Here is a 19,202-nt window from a genome sequence, read left to right as displayed (position 1 = left end):
GGTTCACCACTCGCGGTAGGCGATGCCGTTGAGGCCCTTGCCCCGCGCCTTGGAGTAGACGTCGAACACGTCTTCGCCGTCGCGCGGGTTCTGGGCCGAACTGTTGTAGGCGCGCAGGCCCCAACCCCCTTCGTCGTCACGCTTGGCCGGCACCAGCGGGTCACGCGGGATGCGGCGCAGGAAGTAGAACTTGGCGCCCTTGGCGCTGCGCACGTCGCGCACGCCGTCCACCAGCACCTTGAGGTTCGGCGGGTAGCCGCTGCTGTTGAGCGACTTCTCGATGTAGCCGGCGTCGAAGGCGCGCTTGTAGGCGTCGATGCCGTCGCGGATCTGGTACAGCGCCGTGCGCAGCTCCTGCTCCTTGCCCCGACGCACCAAGGTTTCGGTCAGGGGCGCGGCCATGCCCGCCAGCAGGCCGATCAGGGCCAGCGTCACCACGACTTCGATCAGGGTGAAACCGCGCTCGGTGTTCATGATCAAGGCTTCTCGACGGTGACGCGGGTGGTGGCGACCGCCGCCCCGCCCAGTGCACGAGGCTGTACGGAAGGCGCTGGGGTGGCCGCCTGCATCGAGCGGTCCGGCGCCTGGATGTGCATGCTGGTTTCGGTGCCGGTGGGGAACTCCATGTCCGACGGGCTCTGGTACGGCAGGTTGCGCACGATGCGCGGGGTGATGGAGAGCACCAGTTCCGACTTGCCGACGGTGTCCTTGTTGCTGCCGAACAGCCGGCCCAGGCCGGGGATGTCGCCCAGGCCCGGGATCTTGTTGCCGGTGGCGCCGTGGTCGTTGCGCACCAGCCCGGCGAGGATCTGCGTCTCGCCGTCGTGCAGGCGCAGCGAGGTCTGGGCGTTGCGGGTGTCGACCTGCACCGGGATCGTGCCCTGGCGGGTCGGCTCCAGCGGCGTGGCGTTGCTGACCTCCAGCGCGATCTTGATCGCCACTTCGTTGTTCAGGTGCACGGTGGGCTGCACTTCAAGCTTCAGGCCGACGTCGAGGTAGGTGACGCTTTCGGTGATCACCGGTCCCTGGGTCGAGGGCACCGAGGTGGCGCTGATGATCGGCACCCGCTGGCCGATGTGGATGCGCGCCTGCTCACGGTTGCTGACGCGGATCACCGGGCTGGCCAGGGTGTTGATGTCGTTGTCCTGGGCGTTGATCTTGGCCTGGGGCGACGGCGCGATGGAGATGCGGTCGGAGTTGATGCCCTTGAGCTGGCCCAGCAGGGTCACCGGCGAGCCGTCGCTGTTGACCACGCCGAAGGTGCTCGGCCATTGCAGGCCCAGGTCGAGGATGCGCTGGCGGGCGACTTCCATCACCTCCACCTCCAGCACCACTTCGGGGTTGGACTGGTCCTGGGACTGCAAGAGTTTCTCGGCCATGCGCACCGCGTCTTCGGTGTCGCGCATGGTCAGGGTGTTGAGGCGCTCGTCGACGAACACGTCGCGGGTCTTGAGCATGGTCTTAATCATGTTCAGCGCGGTGTTGGCGTCGATGCTGGTCAGGTAGAACGTGCGCATCACCAGCTCCTGGTAATCCTTGAGCTTCTGCGGCGAGTCCGGGTAGATCAGCAAGGTGTTTTCGTTCACCACTTTCTGGTGCAGCTGGTTCTGTTGCAGCAGCAGTTGCACGGCGTCTTCGATGCGCACGTCACGCACGAAGATCGTGGCCTTGAGGTCCGGGCGCAGGTCCTTGTCGAAGATGAAGTTCAGGCCGGCGACCTGGGACAGCACCTCGAACACGGTCTTGAGGTTGGCTTCGCGAAATTCCAGGGTCACCGGCCGGTCGAGCCGGGTGCGCAGCTGCGGGTACTGCACGACGTTGCGGCTCTGCACCAGGCGGATGTTGCCTTGCAGCTCCAGCGCGCCCTCGTTGGTGGGGTCGAGTTCGAGGATCTGCTTGACCTGCCGGTCGGCGCCGTAGATGTCGCCCCGGCGCAGGTCGCCGCGGGCCAGTTCGAGCTTCTCGTCCATGCTGCGCAAGTAGTCGAGCTGGCGCAGGGCGTCCTGGGCGCGGCGGTTGTTCGGCTCGATGGTCAGCACCCGGTTGTAGGCGGTGCGGGCCGAGGCGAAGTCCCGCCGCGAACGGTCGGTGTCGCCGGAGGTCAGCAACGCGGTGATGGCCTTGGCCCGGCCGCTGTTGAGCGCCAAGTGCAGCTCGGTGTCGCGGGGGTTCTCCCGCAGGCCTTCCTCAATCCGGGCCAGGCCCGCCTCGTACTGGCCCTGGTCGATCAGGTCGGCGGCCTCCTTGTTGGCCACCTGGGCCGAGCTGCACGCGGCCAGCCCGGCGCACAGGCCCAGGCTCATCAGCAAACGGGATCTGTTCATTGCGTACTCCCCACAGACAAGGTCTGCGACAAATGCAAAGGCAGGTAGACCAGGCTCAGTTCCAGGTCGGAAATGCCGGTGATCTTCCAGGTGTCGTCGATCACATCGCCGTTGCGCACGACGTAGATCTTCTCGCCGTCCTGCAGGAACACCTGCAGGTCGCTGCGGTCATGCAACCGGCCGACGAACTGGAACGGCACCGGCGGCAGGCTCGGGGCTTGCACCGCCGTGGCCGGGTTGACGGGTTGCTCGGTGACCGTGGCCAGGGTCGGCGCAGGCTTCCAGGACTGAGCGGCGAACAGGTCGCCGGCCGGCCCCAGGTCCTTGATCGGCGCGGCGTCGGCCTTCGCGCCACCGGCGGTCGGCGCGCCCCGGCCAGCAGTCTTGGCCGGGGTGGCCACCGCGAGGTCGGCCGACTCGCTGTCTTCGCCCGGGCCGAAGTATTCCGGCAGCCAGGCCAGCGCCGCCGCCACGCCGAAGAACGCCACCCACCCGACGATGCGTTTGGTGTCCATCACGACCTCGACAGGTAAAGGGTCAAACGGATCCGGCCGGTGAGGTCGGTGTCGGCGATCTTCTTGCGCTGGAACTCGACGTCCTCCACCACCACCGCCGGCAACTGGCCGAGCAAGGCATGCAGGAAACGGCGCAGCTGCGGATAGCTGCCGCGCACCGGCAGCAGGATCTGGTAGCGCGCCAGATGGGTCTTGGGATCGACGCCCAGGGCGTATTCGCCGCGGGCCAGGGTGATGCGCTCCTGGGCCGCCAGGGCGTAGATGCGGTCGATGGCGACGGTGGCCTGGGGCTGGGCCGGCAACTTGTTGCGAAAGTCGTCGAGCTGGCGCTGCGGCACCACCGGCGGCGCGATGCTGCCGTCCTCGACCTTGGCCAGGTACTCGGTGGCCTCCTCGGTCTGGCGGCTCAACTGTTGCAGCGAGTGCCAGCCCGGCAGCAGGCCGCCCAGGGCCCAGGCCAGCGCCACCAGCAACAGGGCCAACCCGGCCACGCCCGGCACGCCGAGGCCTTGCAGGTATTCGTGGACGATCAGTCTAGGGATTCGCATCGCCCATCTCCCAGGTCGCCGACAGGTTGAACTGCACCGGGTGCTCCGGCGATTTCACGACGATTTCGTGGCTCAGCAGCGACACGTCCGACAGCTCGTCGCTGGCCTCCAGACGCTTGTGGAAATCGAGCATCGCCTGCAGGTCCCGGGCCTCGGCGCTGATGCGCACCTGGCCCTTGCGTGCGTCCGGGGTCAGACTGAGCAAGGCGATGTCGCCCCGGGGCATGGCTTCGAGCATGGCGAACAGGCGTTCCCACGGGCGGCGCAGCTGCTGCGACACCTTGCGCATCTCGGCCAGGTTCTGCGCCTGTTCGCGGGTCTCGGCCGGGGTCAGGCTGGCCTTCACGCCGCTGTCGCCGGTGAGCTTGCGCTGGGTGTGCTGCAAATGGCCTTGCTGTTGTTCGGCCTGGGCGCCGAGGTGCTGCTGCACGCCGAAGCACACCAGCGCCAGCAGCGCGCCGCCGCCCAGCAGGCTCCAGCCCAACGGGCCGGAACGGGGACGGGGCTGGAAATCCAGATTCAGGGCGCGCATGTCAGGCCACCGCCCGGGACATGACGTACAAGCCGTCACGCACGGTCATCGAGTCGTCTTCGAGGGTGCGCACCTGCACCCCGTCGATCTCCGGCTGCGCATCGAGGCGCGCCGGGGCGTGCAGGTAGACGTTGAACGGACGCTCGCTGGCGCTGGCCTGCAATTGCCGCTCGCGGCCCACCAGCGCGGCCAGCGCCGCATCGCTGTCGCTGCCGCCCACCGAACGCACCGCCGTCCAGCGCCCTTCCCGGGCCAGCAGCAACACGCTGCGCTGCGGTTCGGCGACCACGAACAAGAAATCGCCGGCGTCGAGGCTGCGGTCGAAGCGGTTGAACGCCGTCATCAGGTACGGCTGCACCGAACGCAGGCGCAAGCCACGCCCGGCGACCAGTGCACGCAGACGCTCCAGCAAGTCCTGCGGCAAGGCGCTGGCGATGCGGTCGTGGCCCGCAGGCTCGGCGGACAGCACCAGGCTCCAGGGTTGGGTCGGCGCGCCGAACAGGTCTTCGAAGCACAGCTGGGCGAAGCCGCGCAGTTCCTCGGGGGTGCAGATCTGCTCGCTCCACGGCACCAGGCAGAAACGGCTGAAGTGCCCGGAGACCACCACGCACAGCTCGGCGCCGGCCTTGGCGTGTTCGCCGAGCAGGCAGTCGAGGGTGTCCAGCGCCACCGCGTAGCTCTGGAAGCCTTCGTCGATGTAGCCGACGCTGCCCAGCCACAGGGTCTCGCTGCCCCGCCGCTGCCCCAGGCCCACACCGCTGGCGCCGAGCACGGCGACAAAACGCTCACGCGATAAAAGTGACACGATTGATCTCCTCCAGCGTAGTGCGGCCGTGTTCCACCAGTTCCAGCGCCGATTCGCGCAGCAGGCGCAGACCGCGCTCGCAGGCCAGGGCCTTGATCCGGGTGATGGGTTGGCGTTCGACGATCATCTGCCGCAGCTCGTCGTCCAGGTGCAGCAGTTCGGCGATCGCCGTGCGCCCGCGGTAGCCACTGCCCCGGCAATGGCCGCAGCCCTTGCCGTGGACGAAGCGGTAATGGCCGACCTTGTGCGGGTCGAGGCCCGAGGCGCGCAGCTCTTCTTCGCTGGGTGTCACCGGCGCGCCGCAGCTCGTGCACACCAGGCGGATCAGGCGCTGGGCCAGCACCGCGTTGAGCGCCGAGACCAGGCTGTAGGGGTCGATCTCCATCTGGGTGAAGCGGCCGATCACATCGAACACGTTGTTGGCGTGGATGGTGGTGAACACCAGGTGCCCGGTGAGCGCCGACTGCACGGCGATCTGCGCGGTGTCCGGGTCGCGGATCTCGCCGACCATGATCTTGTCCGGGTCGTGGCGCAGGATCGACCGCAGGCCGCGGGCGAAGGTCAGGCCCTTCTTCTCGTTGACCGGGATCTGCAGCACGCCCGGCAACTGATATTCCACCGGGTCTTCGATGGTGATGATCTTGTCCACCCCGTGGTTGATCTCGGTGATCATCGCGTAGAGGGTGGTGGTCTTGCCGCTGCCGGTGGGGCCGGTCACCAGCACCATGCCGTAGGGTTCGGCGGCCAGCCTTCGCAGTTGGCGCAGGGTCTCGTCCTCGAAGCCCAGGGCCTGCAGCTGCACGCCGCAGACCTTGTCGGCCAGGTCCTGCTTGTCCAGCACCCGCAGCACGGCGTCCTCACCGAAGATGCTCGGCATGATCGACACCCGGAAGTCGATCTGCCGGCCGCTGATGCCGATCTTGAAGCGACCGTCCTGGGGCACGCGCTTCTCGCCGATGTCCAGTTCGGCCATGACCTTGACCCGGGAAATCACTTGCTCGGCGAACTCGGTGCCCTGGATCTTGCTGATGTTGTTGAGCACGCCGTCGATCCGGTACTTGATCACCAGCCCGTTGCCGGTGGTGCCGAGGTGGATGTCGCTGGCGTGCATTTTCAGCGCGTCGTAGAGGGTCGAGTTGACCAGTTTCACCACCACGCTGGCGTCTTCGCTGATGCTGGTCAGGGACAGGCTCTGCAAGGTGTCGGTCTGGGTGCCGGCGTCGGCCTGGGCGTTGAGCGACTCCACGGCGTGGAAGCTTTCTTCGTGGCGGGCCAGGTAGGCGCTCAGGTCGTCGGCGTGCACCAGGTACAGCGGCGCGCCGTGCAGGCATTCGTCGATCCAGGCCAGGCGCGCGCTGTCGAAGGGGTCGGCGAACACGCCGATGACCTCGTCGCGGTGGCGCAGCAGGATGAATTCACGTTTGAGGCATTGCGCGAGGGTGACCCGGTCGAACACCGGGACGGCCGAAAACAGGCTGTCGGTGTCGAGCACCGGATAATGCAGGGTGGCGCCGAGGCTGGCGATGAACGGCATGGGCGCCAGTTCGCTGAGGCCGGCCAGGGCGTCGAGCATCCGTTCCCCGGAGCCGGCGGACCGTGCCCGGGCCTGGGCCAGTTGCTCAGCGGTGAAGCGTGCCGGGGCCTGCGCTTGCGGCACCGGCTCGGCCAACGGCGGTTCGACGACAACGGACAGACGATCCATGGCTTGCTCTCCAACGCCCGGGGCCGGGGGCCCAGTCGGCGCGGCAGGCCATTGCGGCGGGTGCCGGAACGTCTGATCGCGCCACTACTCCCCGGTGAGCATTTGGTCGTCATCCGGTGCCAGGGCGTCCGACTTGCTTCGTCGGCGATCCGCCAGCACCCAACTGCCATCGAACAACTGCAACGGGAAGCTCTCGGTCTTGCTCTGGCGTCGTTCGACGAACCCTTGCGAAGGGCTCGCACCGGGTCTCGCGCTGCGCTCGATCCCCAGCAGGTCACAGATCGCCCGCGCCAGTTCCGCCAACGGGAACGGCTTGAACAGGATGTGGCTGACTCCCAGTTGCCGCGCCCGCTCACAGACTTCAGCGGTCGGGTGACCCGTTATCAGCACGAAATGACACGTCCTGTTCCGGCGGACGGCGTCGAGCACCTCAAAGCCTTCCATATCGGGCAAGCGGTAATCGAACACCATCACATCGGGGGCGAAGGTCTCGGCCTGGCCGATCCCGTCCGCGCCGTCATGTGCAATCCGGACGTCCAGCCCCTGCGTCGACAGGTAAACCTGAAGGTTTTCCGCCAACTGCTGTTCGTCTTCGACAACCAGTACTTTGTTAACCAAGGTGGACTCCTTGAAACCGCAGGTCCGGCAGTGGAAACCTCGGGCCGGGCCTGGTGGAGTGCGCCTCGCCAGAGGTAACGCACACTTCATGCCAGGCCGGGTGCCGGTCATTTTCTGTTTTCATGTCCTTGAATTGAATGGAAATGCCCGCTCGTCCCGGTACCCCGTTCCCCAGAAACGGGGAAGCACCTGAATGGGCATCGAAGCCATTCCCCACTATTGGGGGGGAACCTTCAGTCGTCGTCAATGCGTTCGATCCTGTTCTGCGCCCGCAATTGCGCGAGCGCCTGACGACGAGCCTGGGTCTGTCGCTGTCGGGCAAGGTAGGCCCTGACCGTTTCCAGCCCTTGCTCCTCTGGGACATCGGCCGCCTCCTTGTGGTTCTCGACGATGATCAAATGCCAGCCGAACGGTGTGCGCACCGCTTGGCTGAGTTCCCCGGGCCTCAAGGCAAACGCCGCCGCCTCGAACGCCGGCGCCATCTGCCCGCGGGCGAAGTAGCCCAACTGTCCGCCTTGGCTGGCCGTGGCATCTTGCGAGCCCTTTTGCGCGACGCTGGCGAAGCTTTCGCCCCGCACCACCGCCTCGCGCATCTGCATCAAGCGTAGACGCGCCGCCTCGACCGTGGCGGAATCGGCCTCCCGCGCCACCTTCACCAGAATGTGCCGGGCCTGCACCTGCTCCGGCGTGCCCATCTCGGCGCGGTGCTCCTCGAAGAAGGCGCGCACCTCTTGCTCGGCTGGATCGTCAGTGCGGGTCAGTTCGGCGAACATCCGTTGGGCCGCCAGTTCGCGGCGGGTGTACTCGGTGAACGAGGCCTCGTCGAAGCCGGCCTCTTGCAGGCGCCGGGAGAATTTCTCCGTGCCGCCGATGGCCTGACGGGTCTGCTCGACCTGCTGGCGCACGGTTTGCTCATCGACCTGCACCCCGCGCTTGCGCGACTCCTGCCACAGCAGTTCCTTGTCGATCAGCATCTGCAACGCCGCTTGCCGCAACTGTCTGTACGCCTTGGGATTGCGGATGCTCGCCACGGCGCGGCCCTGGTCTTCCAGGTATTCGGTGAAGTAGCGCTCCAGGCGGAATTCGGAAATGGCCTCGCCGTTGACCCGCGCGGCCACCGGTTCCTGACTGGCGAACGCCGCCGGGAGCCAGCCTGCGAACAGCAACAGCATCGTCTTGAGCTTCATGATCCATCGCTCCGGTCAGGGTGTGTCGACAACAGGTCTGTAGGGCGCCACCAAGTAAAAGCGCTGGTCGGGCAAATCGATCGTCACCACATGGGCCCCGCTCAGCCCCAACCGGCGTCCGGGGCCGAAGCTGATGCGCGGGGTCAGGCCGGTGTCGAAGTCGTGCAGGCCTTCCAGCGCCGCCACCAGTTTTTCGCGGCTGGCGTCGCGCCCGGCCTGCTTCATGCCTTCGCTGAACAGCAGCATCGAGGCGTAGGCGCCCACTTGCAGCACCGCGTGCTGGGCGCCGAGGCCCTGATGCTCGCGCAGCAAGGTCAGCGCCAGGCGCCCGGCCTGGGTCCAGTCGCTGGGCACGAACGGATAGGCCAGGAACACCCGCCGCGAGAAACCGTCCGGCACCTGCAACAGGTCCCCGGCCACCTGGCTCGACGCGGCGAACAGGTACGGCACCTGCCCGGCCTTCTGCAGCCCGTTCGCCAAGCGGCTGAACCCGCCGCCGCTGCCCAGGTAGAACACCGAACGCGAGCCCAGCGGCACCGTACCGGCGGCCGCGTCGTAGGCCTGCACCTGCACCTTCTGCCAGCCGTGGTTCTGCAGGTAGCGACCCAGGGCCTGGGCCGCCTGCGCCTGGCCCGGGTCGTCGGGATAGGCGATCAGCGTCGGCCCTTGCAGCACCCGCAGGCTGGCCGTGGCGTAGTCGGCCAGCGCGATCAGCTGCTCACGCAGGCCCGGCAACGGTTCGAAGATCTGCGGGCTCGACGGCATCGGGCCTTGCAGCGACAGCGGCCCGATCAGCGGCAGGCCGGCCTGTTCCAGGCGCGGCGCCAGTTCGCTGTCCAGCGCAGGCGCCAGCGGCGCGATCAGGGCGAACACGTGCTCGTCGTCGATCAGCCGTTGCAGGGCCTGTTCGGCGCTGGCCCGGTCGGGGCCGGGGTCGGCCACGGTCAGACGCAACTGCCGGCCATGGATGCCGCCCGCCTCGTTGATCCGCGCCACGCTGCCGTTGAGCACCGCCGCCACCGTCGCGCCCTCTTCGGCCAGCGGGCCCTGGCTGGGCAACAGGGTGCCCAGGTGCAGGGTGTCCGCCTCCAGCCCCGGGTCGCGCTCGTCGGCCAGGCGCTTGAGGTACGCGGTGAGGTTGCGCTGATCCTTCATCGACAACAGGAAGCGCGGCATGCTCGCATCCAGCCGATGGTTGCCGGGGTCGCGGCCCTGCTGGATCGCCCGCGCCAGGCTGGCGTCATCGTAGGCCGGATAGCGGCGGCCGTTGACCTGCTGGCCGTAGGCGCTGGTCAGCCGCGCCCAGTTCAGCTCCGGCGGGCGCACCCCGCCCTCGGGCCGGCCGAGGCCGTCGGCGCCGTGGCAGTTGGCGCACGGCAGGCTGGTGGCCGGCAGCAGCACATCCGCCGCGCCGACCCGCGCCATGATCGGCTCGCCGCTGGCCGACAGGCCTTCGCGGTACAGGCGCTTGCCGGCGCTTTCCTCGTCGGTCAGCGACAGCGCACCCGCGCCCAGGCTGGTTCCGGTGAGCAGAACCAAGACAAGCATGCGGAGGATCGCGACTGGAAATCCTGCGGGAGCGGTTTTCATGGCCAGGCCTCAGCGTCCGGCCACGGGCATCGTCAGCAGCTGCAAGCGCTGCGCGATGGCCGCTGCGGGGGCGTCGGGGCGGATCTTGCTCCAGCGCTTGTTGGCCACATCGCCGACGATCAACTGGGTGGAGTGCTGCTCCGGGGTCGGCACGATCTGGCCGATGCGGCCGAGCACCAGATCCATCTGCGCCTTGTCGCCGGTGAGAAAAAGCCAGTGAGGGTCATCGGCGCCCTGCTTCAAGGTGTAAGCCTTGAGCACCGCCGGCGTATCGCGCAGCGGGTCACTGGTAAGGGAAATGAAGGTGACGTCGTCGGCCTTGTCGCCCAGCAGCTCGCGCACTTCCTTGAGCTTGCGGGTGATCAGCGGGCAGGCGTCGTTGCAGCTGGTGAAGATGACGTTGAGCAGCACCACGCGGTTCTGCAGGGCGTCGCTGTAGAAGCGCTGGGTCTGGCCGTGCTGGTCGGTCAGCAGGGTGTCGGTGAACCAGGTCTTCGCGTCGTGGGTGCCTTTGGCCGGGGCGGCGCTGGCCGTGGCGGGGGCTGGCTGCACATGGCCCTCGTGGGCGAACGCCACCAGGCTGAAGATCCAGAAGCACACGGTCAGGGTGATCCAGTCGAGGGTTCTCATGGCTGTTGCTCCATGGCGATGGCCGTGTGTTTGGCGTGGGTGCGCAGGCCGCTGAGTTTCTCCACTTCCTTGGCCAGCAGGGCCGGATCGGTGAAGCCGTAGTAGCGCATCCAGTGGCGGCTGTTGCCGTCGCCGACGAGGATCAGCGGCTGATGGTTCTTGAAGTCACCGCTGAAACTGCCCAGGCCCTTGAGGGTGGCGTCGATGGACCGGGGCGAGCCGGTCAGCCAGCTCCAGCCCGGCCCCCGCTGGAAGGTGCGGGCGTATTCCTGCAGGCGCTTGGGGTCGTCGCGCTGCGGATCGATGCTGATCGACACCAACTGCACTTCGCCGCCGACCCGGGCGCCGAGCTGCTTCTGCACCTTGCCCATGATCGACGAGACCACCGGGCAGACCGTGGTGCAACTGGTGTAGATGAAACTCATGACCACGATCTTGTTGTGCACCAGGTCCTGTTCCAGGTGCACGGTCTTGCCGTTCTGGTCCACCAGGGGCACGTCGGCGAACTTGACCTGGGCGTGTTCCTGGGCGCTGGCGGCGGGTGCCTTGTGGCCGGCGTGCTCGTCCGTCGAATGGGCGCTGGCCGGGTGGATGCCGACGCTCAGCAGGCACAGGGTGAGCAGGCTGCGGGATGCGAATCGCTTCATGGTGGCGTCCTCGTCACTGAGTCTTGCCGGGCAGCACCCGGACACTGGCAAAGGTCTTGTCGTCGAAGCCGGCGCCCAGCGAGGCGGCGCGCACATGCAGGTACCACGCGCCGCTGCGGTCGAGGGTCACGGGGGCTTCGTAGATCCCGTCGGCGACTTCCAGCGCCGCCACCGTGCGGGGGCGCGAAGTGGGCGCGAGGAAGTAGCGCAGCTGCACGTCCTTCACCCCAGCGCGTGCGGTGTTCTGCTTGCCCTGCACGATGCGAAAGCGCACCACGTAGGGGTCGTTGAGCGCCACGGCGGTCTTGTCCAGCAGGAACTCGACCTTGGGCGTTCCGGCGTGCCGGGATTGAGCGCTGTCCGGCTCCACCTGCGCGGTGAAGCAATGAATGAGGTTCGGCTGGTTGAGCAGGAACGCCACGTCGAAGCGCCCGGCCGCCGGCAGCTTGACCCGCGCGCTGTACAGCCCCGGCGACACCTCGCGCAGGCTGCGGTCGACGACCAGCGCGGCCCGGGCCGACTGGCCCCGGTTGGGGTAGCCGGACATCGGCGCGTTCATGCCTTCGGCGTAGAAATAGGTGGTGTTGTCCACCGGGTTGACCACGAACACCGCGTTGTCGTCCCGCGCCACCGCCAGGCTCGATGCCAGCGGCAGATCCCCGGCCAGCCGCGGCGGCTGGGGACCTGCCTCGAACCCTTGGCTGATCGGCTGGCGCCCTTCGCCCAGGGACGCCAGGTTGATCATCGTGACCTTCGGCGACGCCAGGCCGCGCACGTAGGCGTAGGCCCGGGTGAACACCACTTGATAGGGTTCGGCGGACACCTCCAGGTCATGGATCGCCGCGTCGTTGGCGGCGTCGATCACTGTGGCGCGGTTTTCCACGGTGTTGAGCACCACACCGAAGCGGCCGTCGGCGCCGAAGCCCATCGGGCCCAGGCCCTGCTGCAGTTTGATCACCCGCCGCACCGCATGGCTGGCGCTGTCGATCACGGTCACGGTGCCGTCCTTGCCGTCGGCCACGTACACCGCGCCGGACAGCGGCGAATAGGCCACCGACAGCGGACTGGCGCCGGTCTTGACCTGTTTGAGCAGGCTGAGGCTGGCGACGTCGATGACGCTCAGGGTGCCGTCGTCGCGGTTGCTGACGAACGCGAAGCGGCTGTCCTTGCTGAAGGCGATTTCGTGGTGGCCGCGGCCGGTCGCCAGGTGTTTGAGCGGTTTGAGGCTTTGGGTGTCGATCACCGTGACGCCGGACTCATCGGCCTTGGCCGCGTTGTTGCCGACCCACAGCAGACGCTCGTCCGGCTGCAGCGCCACCCGCACCGGCTGGCGGCCGGCGGCGACGGAACCGCTCACCTTGAAGCGCTCGCTGTCGATCACCGCCACCTGTCCCGCCGCCGGCATCGACACGAACACCTGCTTGTTGTCCTTCGGCGTGACCCAGTCCATCGGCGGCCCGGCCAGTTCGATCCGCGCCAGGGTGCTGGTGATGCCGCCCACCGACACCGACGGGTCGACCACGGCGAGGCTGGCGTCGCGGTTCATCACCAGCACGAAATAGCTGTTGAGGTCGAGCAGCGGCCGTGCGCCGATGTTCGACTTGAGGAACACCCCGACCCGCGACTTGCAGCTGCGGTCGCGGCCCTGGGCCTGGTCGGCGGCGACGGCCTGCGGATCGATCCACGCCCCCGGCGCCACGCCGGACAGCGGCTGGCCGGAGGCGGCGTCGGTGATGCGGAACTGCACGTCGGCGAACTCGCCTTCATGCAGTGTGCCGTCCTCGGCGAGCGGCCGGAGCGCGAAGTCCACCTTCACCCCGTCCCGGGCCAGGGTCTGCACCTCGTCGGCCTGCGCCAGCGCACCGGCGAGCGCCAGCATCCACGCACTGATTCTGATGATCCAGCTCATACCGCACTCCCTCCGCCTCATGGCCAAACCCAACCGCCTGCACACCGCCCTGCCCCTACAGAGAATCCCCTCGCACACCGCCGCCCCCCTGTGGGAGCGGGCTTGCCCGCGATGGCGCCAGTTGCCGCACCATCCGATTCCGCGTCGTGCCCATCGCGAGCAGGCTCGCTCCTACAGAAAAGCCCCTGCCCACCGCCGCACCCTGTGGGAGCGGGCTTGCCCGCGATGGCGCCAGTTGCCGCACCATCCAGATCCGCGTCGTGCCCTTCGCGAGCAGGCTCGCTCCTACAGAAAAGCCACCTGTGCGGCGCCGCTATTGCCCTGCGGGCGCCGGCTCGGGCTCGTTGGTCACCCGCAGCAGGCCCCACAGCCCGGCGGTGTTGCCGAACGAGGCGTTGTCGCGGAACAGGTAATCCCCCGGTATCGCGTTGCTGCCCCCGGCGCTCGGCAGCATGAAGCTGAAGTGCGCCGCCGGCAGCACGCTCTCGCGGGCGCCGATGTACATCGACATCGGGTTGTAGCCGAACTTCACCGAACCCACGCCAGGCGCGTTCATCGGGTAGCCGCCGACATCGCTCTTCTCCGACAGGAACGGGTTGACCGACCACAGATGCCCGTCGAGCTGGAAGGTCGAGCCGCGGCTGCCGCCGGTGGGCATCAGGATGTGGGTACGGAACGGCTGCCCCGGTTTGGCGTAGAACACCGGCGTCTGCGGATCGCCGCCCACCAGCGCGTTGCTGTAGGCCATGTGCGCGTTCGGCACGTCGCCGTAGCCGTGGCCGTCGGCGCGGCCGAACGGTGCGTCCGGCGCCAGCCCGAAGCGGTACCACATCGGTTCGGCCTTGTAGTTGATGGCCATGCCGGCGTTGTCCTTCGGATCGTTCGGCACGCCCATGCCTTCGGAGGCGATGCCTTCCACCGGCCGGCCGTTGGCCCAGCGCAGGTTGAGGGCGCGCTGCCAGACCATGGCGAAGTCGCGGTAGGCCGTCTGCCCCGCCACCGTCACCGTGGCCGCCGCTTTGCGGGCGTCCTCGACCCAGGTGGCGCCCATCGGCAGCACGCTCATCGCCCCGCCCAAGCCTTTCTGCGGCTGCTTGATCACGTCCGCCGGGGTGAAGTTGAGGCCGCCGAACTCCACCGCCGTGGCGTTGATGTTGTCGACGTTGCGCCCCAGCTGCGTCACCGGTTTGCCTTCGCGCTCCAGGTGCCCGGCGTAGTACTGATAGGTACGGGTCGGGTACGCGCCGCTGTTGCCGATGCGCGGCGGCACGGTCTGGATCGGGTTGGCGCCGACGTTCACGCCGTCCGACTTGGTGATGTCGTAGGCCAGCAGTTGCGCATGCAGGCCCACATGGCTGGACGGCCGCAGCAGGTTGTTGTTGAACGTGGTCGAGCCGTCGCCGCCGTTGCGGTCACGCTTGGCCAGGCCTTGCAGGATGGCGGTCTGGGCCAGGTCCGGCATGACGCTGGGCAGGCGGTTCTCCAGGGTGATGTTGATGCAGTCGCCGGCCGCCGCCCGCAGCACCAGCGGCTCCACAGGCACGCCGGGCTTGAGCTTGCCGGTGGCCGGGTCGAGGTCGGACTTGCGCACGTAGAGGATCGCGGTCGGGTCATGGATCGGCCCGCTCTGTCCGCCGATCGTGATCGTCTCGCCGTCCTCGGGGTCGGTCACCGTCACCTGCGGAATGCTCACCGGCCGCGAGTTGAACACCAGCGTGCCGCCGGCCGGGTTCAGCGGCCCGCCGACATGCTGGCCGAGCCCGGCCGGATCGCCGATGGCCAGCGCCAGCGGGTTGCGCAGGATGTCGTTGGCCAGCGCCGCGACCACTTCATAGTTGCGCTGCACGGTGGGCCGGGTGCCGATGCCGTTGGGGTTGGCGCTGATCCGCGGGCAGGTGCCGTCGAACGCCACGGTGTTGCGCATGCCGGTGGGCTTGGAGTTGTTCGGCAGCGCGAACAGGTCGTTGCGCTGGGCGGTGTAGTTGCGCATCACGCCCCAGATGCCGTTCCAGTAGCCTTCGATCGAGGCGTCCATCGAGTACAGGTAGTCCCCGGTGGTGGCGGCGGAACTGGAGAGCATCGACACCGGCGCAATGAAGCCCATCTGCTCGGAGATCCCGACCATCTGCGAGGCGCGCCAGCCGGAGTTCGAGCTGTTGCCGAACCCGGAACCGCTCTGCAGCCACTTCACGCCGTGCAGGGTGACGTTGTGCTCTTCCTCATGGCCGCCGGCGTGCACCCGCAGCCGCACGTTGTCGCCGGTGTAGGTGCGTAGCATCGGCGTGAACGGATCGCCGGGCTCGGCGCCGCCCTTGTTGATGTGCGGCGGGAACAGCGTGGTGCCGCCGGTGGGCCCGGTGGCGGAGGCGATCTGGTTCGGCGCCAGGTTCATCGCCGGGATCGCCCGGTCGGTGCGGCTCTGCATGGCGTAGGCCAGGTCGCCGCCCAGGCCGTCGGCCTGCATGCCGCGCTTGCCGTCGGGGCCGACCTTGTTCGGGTCGAACACCCGCAGGGCCAGCGGCTCGTTGCGGTAGTTGACGACGAACATGCCGGGGTCATCCACCGAGATCGCCTGCGGGCACGGCCGGCTCGGGCAGCCGGGCTTGATCCCGCCGCGGGCCTCGACCACCGCTTCGAGCAGGTTGCCGGCGTTGTTGCGCACCGGCGGATTGATCGCGAAGCGGAAGCTGTCGGCGGTGGCCGGGAACTCCTGCGCATCGGGAATCCCGTTGGGACCGGCGCCCACGTACACGCCGGCTTCATAGGCGTGCTGGAAGTCGCTGTACTCCAGGAAGAACTCGCGGAAGCTGTCGTTGAGGCCGTCGCCGTCGAGGTCGCCGGTGTTGATCACCGCTTGCCACGAGGTCGGCCCGCCGTCCTGCCGCGCCCCGCTGTACAGCGGCTCGCCGGTCTCGGCGTGGAACCAGGTGGAACCGGCAGGCTCGGCCAGCACGGTGGCGTACAGGCCGATCTGCTGATGGGTCGACGGGCCGAGGTGGTCGTGGGTGAAGATCGTGCCCAGGCCGCGGTCCACGCCTTTGGTGTTCACCACCGGGTCGACGAACCAGCGCTGCATCGCCGTGCGCGCGCCCAGCCAGTCGCTGCGCCCGTATTGGCCGAAGAACGGATGCGCACGGGCCTTCGGACAGGCCGGCGTGCCGTCGCGCGGGTCGCTGCCTTCGCAGCCGTTGAAGGCGCGGATGGCGTGCACGCGTTCCTGCACGGCGCCGGGGGAAAGCACCCCGTCCTCATAGTTCCAGCCGTTGGAGGAACCGTCGGCGGCGGTCAGGTCCCACTTGGGCAGGTGGATGTGCTGGCCGATCACGTCGGTCGGGGTGCGCACCTGATAGTCGTCCATCTCATAGACGGCCGGCACCAGGTTGGTCTGCTGGTACTGCACGCAGTCGAAGGTGTTCATGCGCATCACCAGCGGCTCCGGCGGACGCTGCTTGGTGATCACCGGCCAGGCGTCCTCCCACAGCGCGAGGATGCGCGCCTGCGGGAAGTGGTAGCCGACCTTGTTGTACACCGCGTCGAACTGGATGTTGGCGGCCTTGTAGACCCGCGGGCGGTCGGCGGTGAAGGTCGACGAGCCGACGAACGACAGCCCGTCGAGGCGCTCGCCGCTGGCGAACTCACCGCTGCCGGCGCTGCTGGTCAGGCGCTTCTGGCGGTCGTCCATGCACGGCTCGTAGTACGGCGCACCGGCCACCGGCAGGGCGCCGTTGGTGCGGAAGGCCTTGGCCACCACCTGGTTGCCGGGCAGCAAGGCAAAGCTTGGGTGATCCTTTTTCGCGTGGAAGGCCATGGCGGCCTGCTCGACCTCGGTGCCCTCCTCCGGCAGATAGATCGGCTTGGCCCGCACCACTTCCTTGGAGAAGTCCAGCGAAGTGGTCACGGTGTGCGCCTCGCCGCCTGCGGACTTGCCGTCCAGTGCATGGCGCGGCAGGCCGCCGTCCCAGCCGCCCGACTGGTTCGGGTCGAGGTTAGCCCACAGCGCCTTGCCGCTGGCCTTGAGCGCCTGCGCGGAGGCGGCGTCGAGCATGTCCAGCGGCGGGGTCGGCGGACGCTGGCCCACCGAACTTTCCATGCCGCCGATCCAGAACGGATAGCCGGGGTTCTTCAGGCTGCCGTCGGCGTTGCGGTTGGCCTCGCTGCGGTCCACCAGGGCCAGCGACCCGACCGCTTGGCCTGCTGCGGTGCCGCCGTGGTGCCCGTCTCCGTCATCGTCCGCTTCTTCCTCGTCGTCATCCTCATCGTGGCCGGCGACCAGGGTCTCGCCGACCTTCGGCACCACCACGACCTTGCCGGGCATCGGCGCCATGGCCTTGCCGGGCAGCGGCACCACCGCCGGGATCGGCGTGCCGGCGATGATCTCGCCGTCGGGCAACGCCCGCGCCCCGGCCGCCGGCTTGCCGCTGCGCAGCGCATAAGGCTCGCTGTGGAAACCGTCGGCGCCCTGCTGCGACACCTCAAGCCGGGTGCCTTCCTCGAACACGTCGTGCACCCGCCACATGGCCCACATGCCTTGGGCGAAGTGCGGATAGAAATGGCAGTGGAAGATCGCGTCCCCGGCCACCCGGTTGCGGTTGCCCGAACCGCCGTTGGCGATTTCGTAGGTGTAGCCGGCGCCCGGGCCGATGCCTTGGGCATCGACGTAATCGGAGTTGTCGTCGTTGGGGTTGAACAGCCACTGGTGGCCGTGCAGGTGGAAGATGTGGTGCTCGTAACCGTTGTGGGTGTTGCGGAACTTGACGAAGTCCCCGATGTAGCTGTGGTTGACGTTCGACGGCTCCGACGGGTACAGCGCCATGGTCGCCTTCACGCCCACCTGATCGGCGCGCGGGGTCTGGCCGGGGGCGATGTTCTCAAGGCCGGCGTTGGCCGGCACGTCCACCAGCATCGCCACGTCGCCCACGGTGTGCGAGCTCAGGAAGAACTCTTCATAGGCGCACGACAGGCAATCGTGCATCGGCCCCACGCCCAGGCGGTTGGCGATGACTTCCGCGCCCATGCCGCCGGCCCCGTAGTTGATCATGAACGAGTCGCGGGTCGGCTCCAGCACATGGCCCATCACCGGATCCGCGAAGTACGCCGGGAAGGCCTGGGTGACGGCGGTCTCGTCCTGGAACTGCGCGGCGAAATCGCGGAACGGCTCCAGCCGGTTGGGCAGCGCCGGGTTGCGCTTGCCCATCGACTCCAGCGGATAGGTGACCGCCGGGAAGCTGCCGTCGGGGTTGCTGCCCATGACGATGGCGTCGCTTTCGCTGGAGATGATTTCGCTGCCGTCGACCATGGCGATGATCGGCGCCCCGGCTTTGCCTTCGCGCAGCCAGGGTTCGCGCTGCGGGTAGCGGGCCTGGTAGTCGACGACGGGGTGGCCGGCCGGCGTGCGGCCGGTGCTGGCCAGGCGCATCTCTTCTTCGGTGACGGTGTTGCGGTAGGTGCGGCCGCCCTTGGGCACGACCACCACCTGGGCGAACAGGCCGTTGGCGTTGTTGCCGGCCGCCCCTTCGCCGCCGAAGGTCGCGCCGCGGCTGCTGACGTCGAAGGCCCCTTCGCGCTCGGCGAACAGGGTGTAGGAACGGCTCGCGCCGGGGGCGACCAGGCTGTTGCCGTTGCGGCCGGTGAACGAGGCGATGTCGTCGATGCCGTTCACCGCCTGCAAACCGTTCACCTGGAACCCGACATGCCGGTCGGCCACCTGCTCGTCGGCCTTGAAGGCCTCGCCGGCGTTGGCGTTCTCCAATGCCTCTTCGCCCTCGTCCTCACCGCCCTCGGCGGAGTGGTGGTTCGGGTTGGCCTGGTACGCCAGCAGGTTCTGCAGGTTGACGGTCAGGCAATCCCCCGCCGCCACCCGCAGCACCAGCGGCCGCGGACGCTTGTCGGGCCGCAGCGAGACCTTGCCCGGCACCGCCGCGCCGCCCTGGGCCAGGGACACGTTGCGGTCGTCGACCACGTCCCGGCGCAGGGCGAACATCATGCCGTTGACGTTCTGCGCCCCAAGGCGGTTGAACATCAGCGGCTGATCGAACGCGACCACGTTGGCCACCAGGTTGCGCTCGCAGCGCACCGCCGCGCCGGCCAGTTCGACGCTGAGCATCGAGGCCAGCAACAGCATCCAGTTCAACAGGGACGGAGCGTGGTGGATGCCTACCATGATCACAGACCTCGCAGTGGGTGCTCGCAGGGAAT

The 19,202-nt window shown here is 68.2% G+C and carries 14 protein-coding genes; all 14 read right to left on the bottom strand.

The genetic code is table 11. The annotated features are described in order from the left end of the window. Positions 1–3: 3 nt before the first annotated feature. The 14 genes from CAG31_RS27360 to mnxG all read right to left on the bottom strand — a co-directional run bounded on the left by CAG31_RS27360 (position 4) and on the right by mnxG (position 19,167). Positions 4–474: a type II secretion system protein gene (locus tag CAG31_RS27360; RefSeq protein WP_085586866.1), complete on the bottom strand. Its 471-nt coding sequence runs from the start codon at positions 472–474 to the stop codon at positions 4–6. A 2-nt stretch (positions 475–476) separates the two neighbouring features. Next, positions 477–2,324 (bottom strand): secretin N-terminal domain-containing protein, encoded by a 1,848-nt coding sequence (locus CAG31_RS27355; protein WP_085586865.1) that lies wholly within the window; start codon positions 2,322–2,324, stop codon positions 477–479. Beyond that, positions 2,321–2,839 carry a hypothetical protein gene (locus CAG31_RS27350; RefSeq protein WP_085586864.1) on the bottom strand — a complete coding sequence of 173 codons (519 nt, stop codon included), beginning with the start codon at positions 2,837–2,839 and terminating at the stop codon, positions 2,321–2,323. Before CAG31_RS27350 ends, CAG31_RS27355 begins: the two co-directional genes overlap by 4 nt. Continuing rightward, positions 2,839–3,387: a GspMb/PilO family protein gene (locus CAG31_RS27345; RefSeq protein WP_085586863.1), complete on the bottom strand. Its 549-nt coding sequence runs from the start codon at positions 3,385–3,387 to the stop codon at positions 2,839–2,841. Before CAG31_RS27345 ends, CAG31_RS27350 begins: the two co-directional genes overlap by 1 nt. Continuing rightward, positions 3,374–3,919 carry a pilus assembly protein gene (locus CAG31_RS27340; protein ID WP_085586862.1) on the bottom strand — a complete coding sequence of 182 codons (546 nt, stop codon included), beginning with the start codon at positions 3,917–3,919 and terminating at the stop codon, positions 3,374–3,376. Before CAG31_RS27340 ends, CAG31_RS27345 begins: the two co-directional genes overlap by 14 nt. 1 nt (position 3,920) lies before the next feature. Continuing rightward, positions 3,921–4,724, bottom strand: coding sequence for a hypothetical protein (locus CAG31_RS27335; protein ID WP_085586861.1), 804 nt, complete (start codon positions 4,722–4,724; stop codon positions 3,921–3,923). Beyond that, on the bottom strand, positions 4,705–6,426 hold the full coding sequence (locus CAG31_RS27330) for a GspE/PulE family protein (protein ID WP_085586860.1): 1,722 nt from the start codon (positions 6,424–6,426) through the stop codon (positions 4,705–4,707). Before CAG31_RS27330 ends, CAG31_RS27335 begins: the two co-directional genes overlap by 20 nt. 84 nt (positions 6,427–6,510) lie before the next feature. Continuing rightward, complete coding sequence (locus CAG31_RS27325) at positions 6,511–7,044, bottom strand: response regulator (protein ID WP_085586859.1); 534 nt, start codon at positions 7,042–7,044, stop codon at positions 6,511–6,513. A 233-nt stretch (positions 7,045–7,277) separates the two neighbouring features. Continuing rightward, positions 7,278–8,231, bottom strand: a complete 954-nt coding sequence (locus CAG31_RS27320; protein WP_085586858.1) for a peptidylprolyl isomerase — start codon at positions 8,229–8,231, stop codon at positions 7,278–7,280. Positions 8,232–8,246: 15 nt separating this feature from the next. After that, positions 8,247–9,779 (bottom strand): ABC transporter substrate-binding protein, encoded by a 1,533-nt coding sequence (locus CAG31_RS27315; RefSeq protein WP_256575604.1) that lies wholly within the window; start codon positions 9,777–9,779, stop codon positions 8,247–8,249. 51 nt (positions 9,780–9,830) lie between these two features. Next, entirely contained in the window at positions 9,831–10,451 is a 621-nt protein-coding gene (locus CAG31_RS27310; protein ID WP_085586856.1) for an SCO family protein, read from the bottom strand. After that, positions 10,448–11,098 carry an SCO family protein gene (locus tag CAG31_RS27305; RefSeq protein ID WP_085586855.1) on the bottom strand — a complete coding sequence of 217 codons (651 nt, stop codon included), beginning with the start codon at positions 11,096–11,098 and terminating at the stop codon, positions 10,448–10,450. Before CAG31_RS27305 ends, CAG31_RS27310 begins: the two co-directional genes overlap by 4 nt. Before the next feature lie 13 nt (positions 11,099–11,111). Next, the gene (locus CAG31_RS27300) at positions 11,112–12,977 is read right to left on the bottom strand and encodes a cytochrome D1 domain-containing protein (RefSeq protein WP_371856136.1); all 1,866 of its coding nucleotides are present in this window, start codon (positions 12,975–12,977) and stop codon (positions 11,112–11,114) included. 343 nt (positions 12,978–13,320) lie between these two features. Further along, positions 13,321–19,167: a manganese-oxidizing multicopper oxidase MnxG gene (mnxG, locus tag CAG31_RS27295; RefSeq protein WP_085586881.1), complete on the bottom strand. Its 5,847-nt coding sequence runs from the start codon at positions 19,165–19,167 to the stop codon at positions 13,321–13,323. Positions 19,168–19,202: the final 35 nt, after the last annotated feature.

It is taken from the genome of Pseudomonas sp. R25(2017) (assembly GCF_002112565.1).
Lineage (GTDB): Bacteria > Pseudomonadota > Gammaproteobacteria > Pseudomonadales > Pseudomonadaceae > Aquipseudomonas > Aquipseudomonas ekonensis.
This window is presented reverse-complemented; position numbering and strand designations above follow the sequence as displayed.

Excerpts from the sequence above, each read along its gene's own strand:
- CAG31_RS27355 (WP_085586865.1), bottom strand. The coding sequence starts at position 2,324 with ATGAACAGATCCCGTTTGCTGATGAGCCTGGGCCTGTGCGCCGGGCTG.
- CAG31_RS27350 (WP_085586864.1), bottom strand. The coding sequence starts at position 2,839 with ATGGACACCAAACGCATCGTCGGGTGGGTGGCGTTCTTCGGCGTGGCG.
- CAG31_RS27315 (WP_256575604.1), bottom strand. The coding sequence starts at position 9,779 with ATGCTTGTCTTGGTTCTGCTCACCGGAACCAGCCTGGGCGCGGGTGCG.
- CAG31_RS27320 (WP_085586858.1), bottom strand. The coding sequence starts at position 8,231 with ATGAAGCTCAAGACGATGCTGTTGCTGTTCGCAGGCTGGCTCCCGGCG.
- CAG31_RS27360 (WP_085586866.1), bottom strand. The coding sequence starts at position 474 with ATGAACACCGAGCGCGGTTTCACCCTGATCGAAGTCGTGGTGACGCTG.
- CAG31_RS27330 (WP_085586860.1), bottom strand. The coding sequence starts at position 6,426 with ATGGATCGTCTGTCCGTTGTCGTCGAACCGCCGTTGGCCGAGCCGGTG.
- mnxG (WP_085586881.1), bottom strand. The coding sequence starts at position 19,167 with ATGGTAGGCATCCACCACGCTCCGTCCCTGTTGAACTGGATGCTGTTG.
- CAG31_RS27345 (WP_085586863.1), bottom strand. The coding sequence starts at position 3,387 with ATGCGAATCCCTAGACTGATCGTCCACGAATACCTGCAAGGCCTCGGC.
- CAG31_RS27305 (WP_085586855.1), bottom strand. The coding sequence starts at position 11,098 with ATGAAGCGATTCGCATCCCGCAGCCTGCTCACCCTGTGCCTGCTGAGC.
- CAG31_RS27310 (WP_085586856.1), bottom strand. The coding sequence starts at position 10,451 with ATGAGAACCCTCGACTGGATCACCCTGACCGTGTGCTTCTGGATCTTC.
- CAG31_RS27340 (WP_085586862.1), bottom strand. The coding sequence starts at position 3,919 with ATGCGCGCCCTGAATCTGGATTTCCAGCCCCGTCCCCGTTCCGGCCCG.
- CAG31_RS27300 (WP_371856136.1), bottom strand. The coding sequence starts at position 12,977 with ATGCTGGCGCTCGCCGGTGCGCTGGCGCAGGCCGACGAGGTGCAGACC.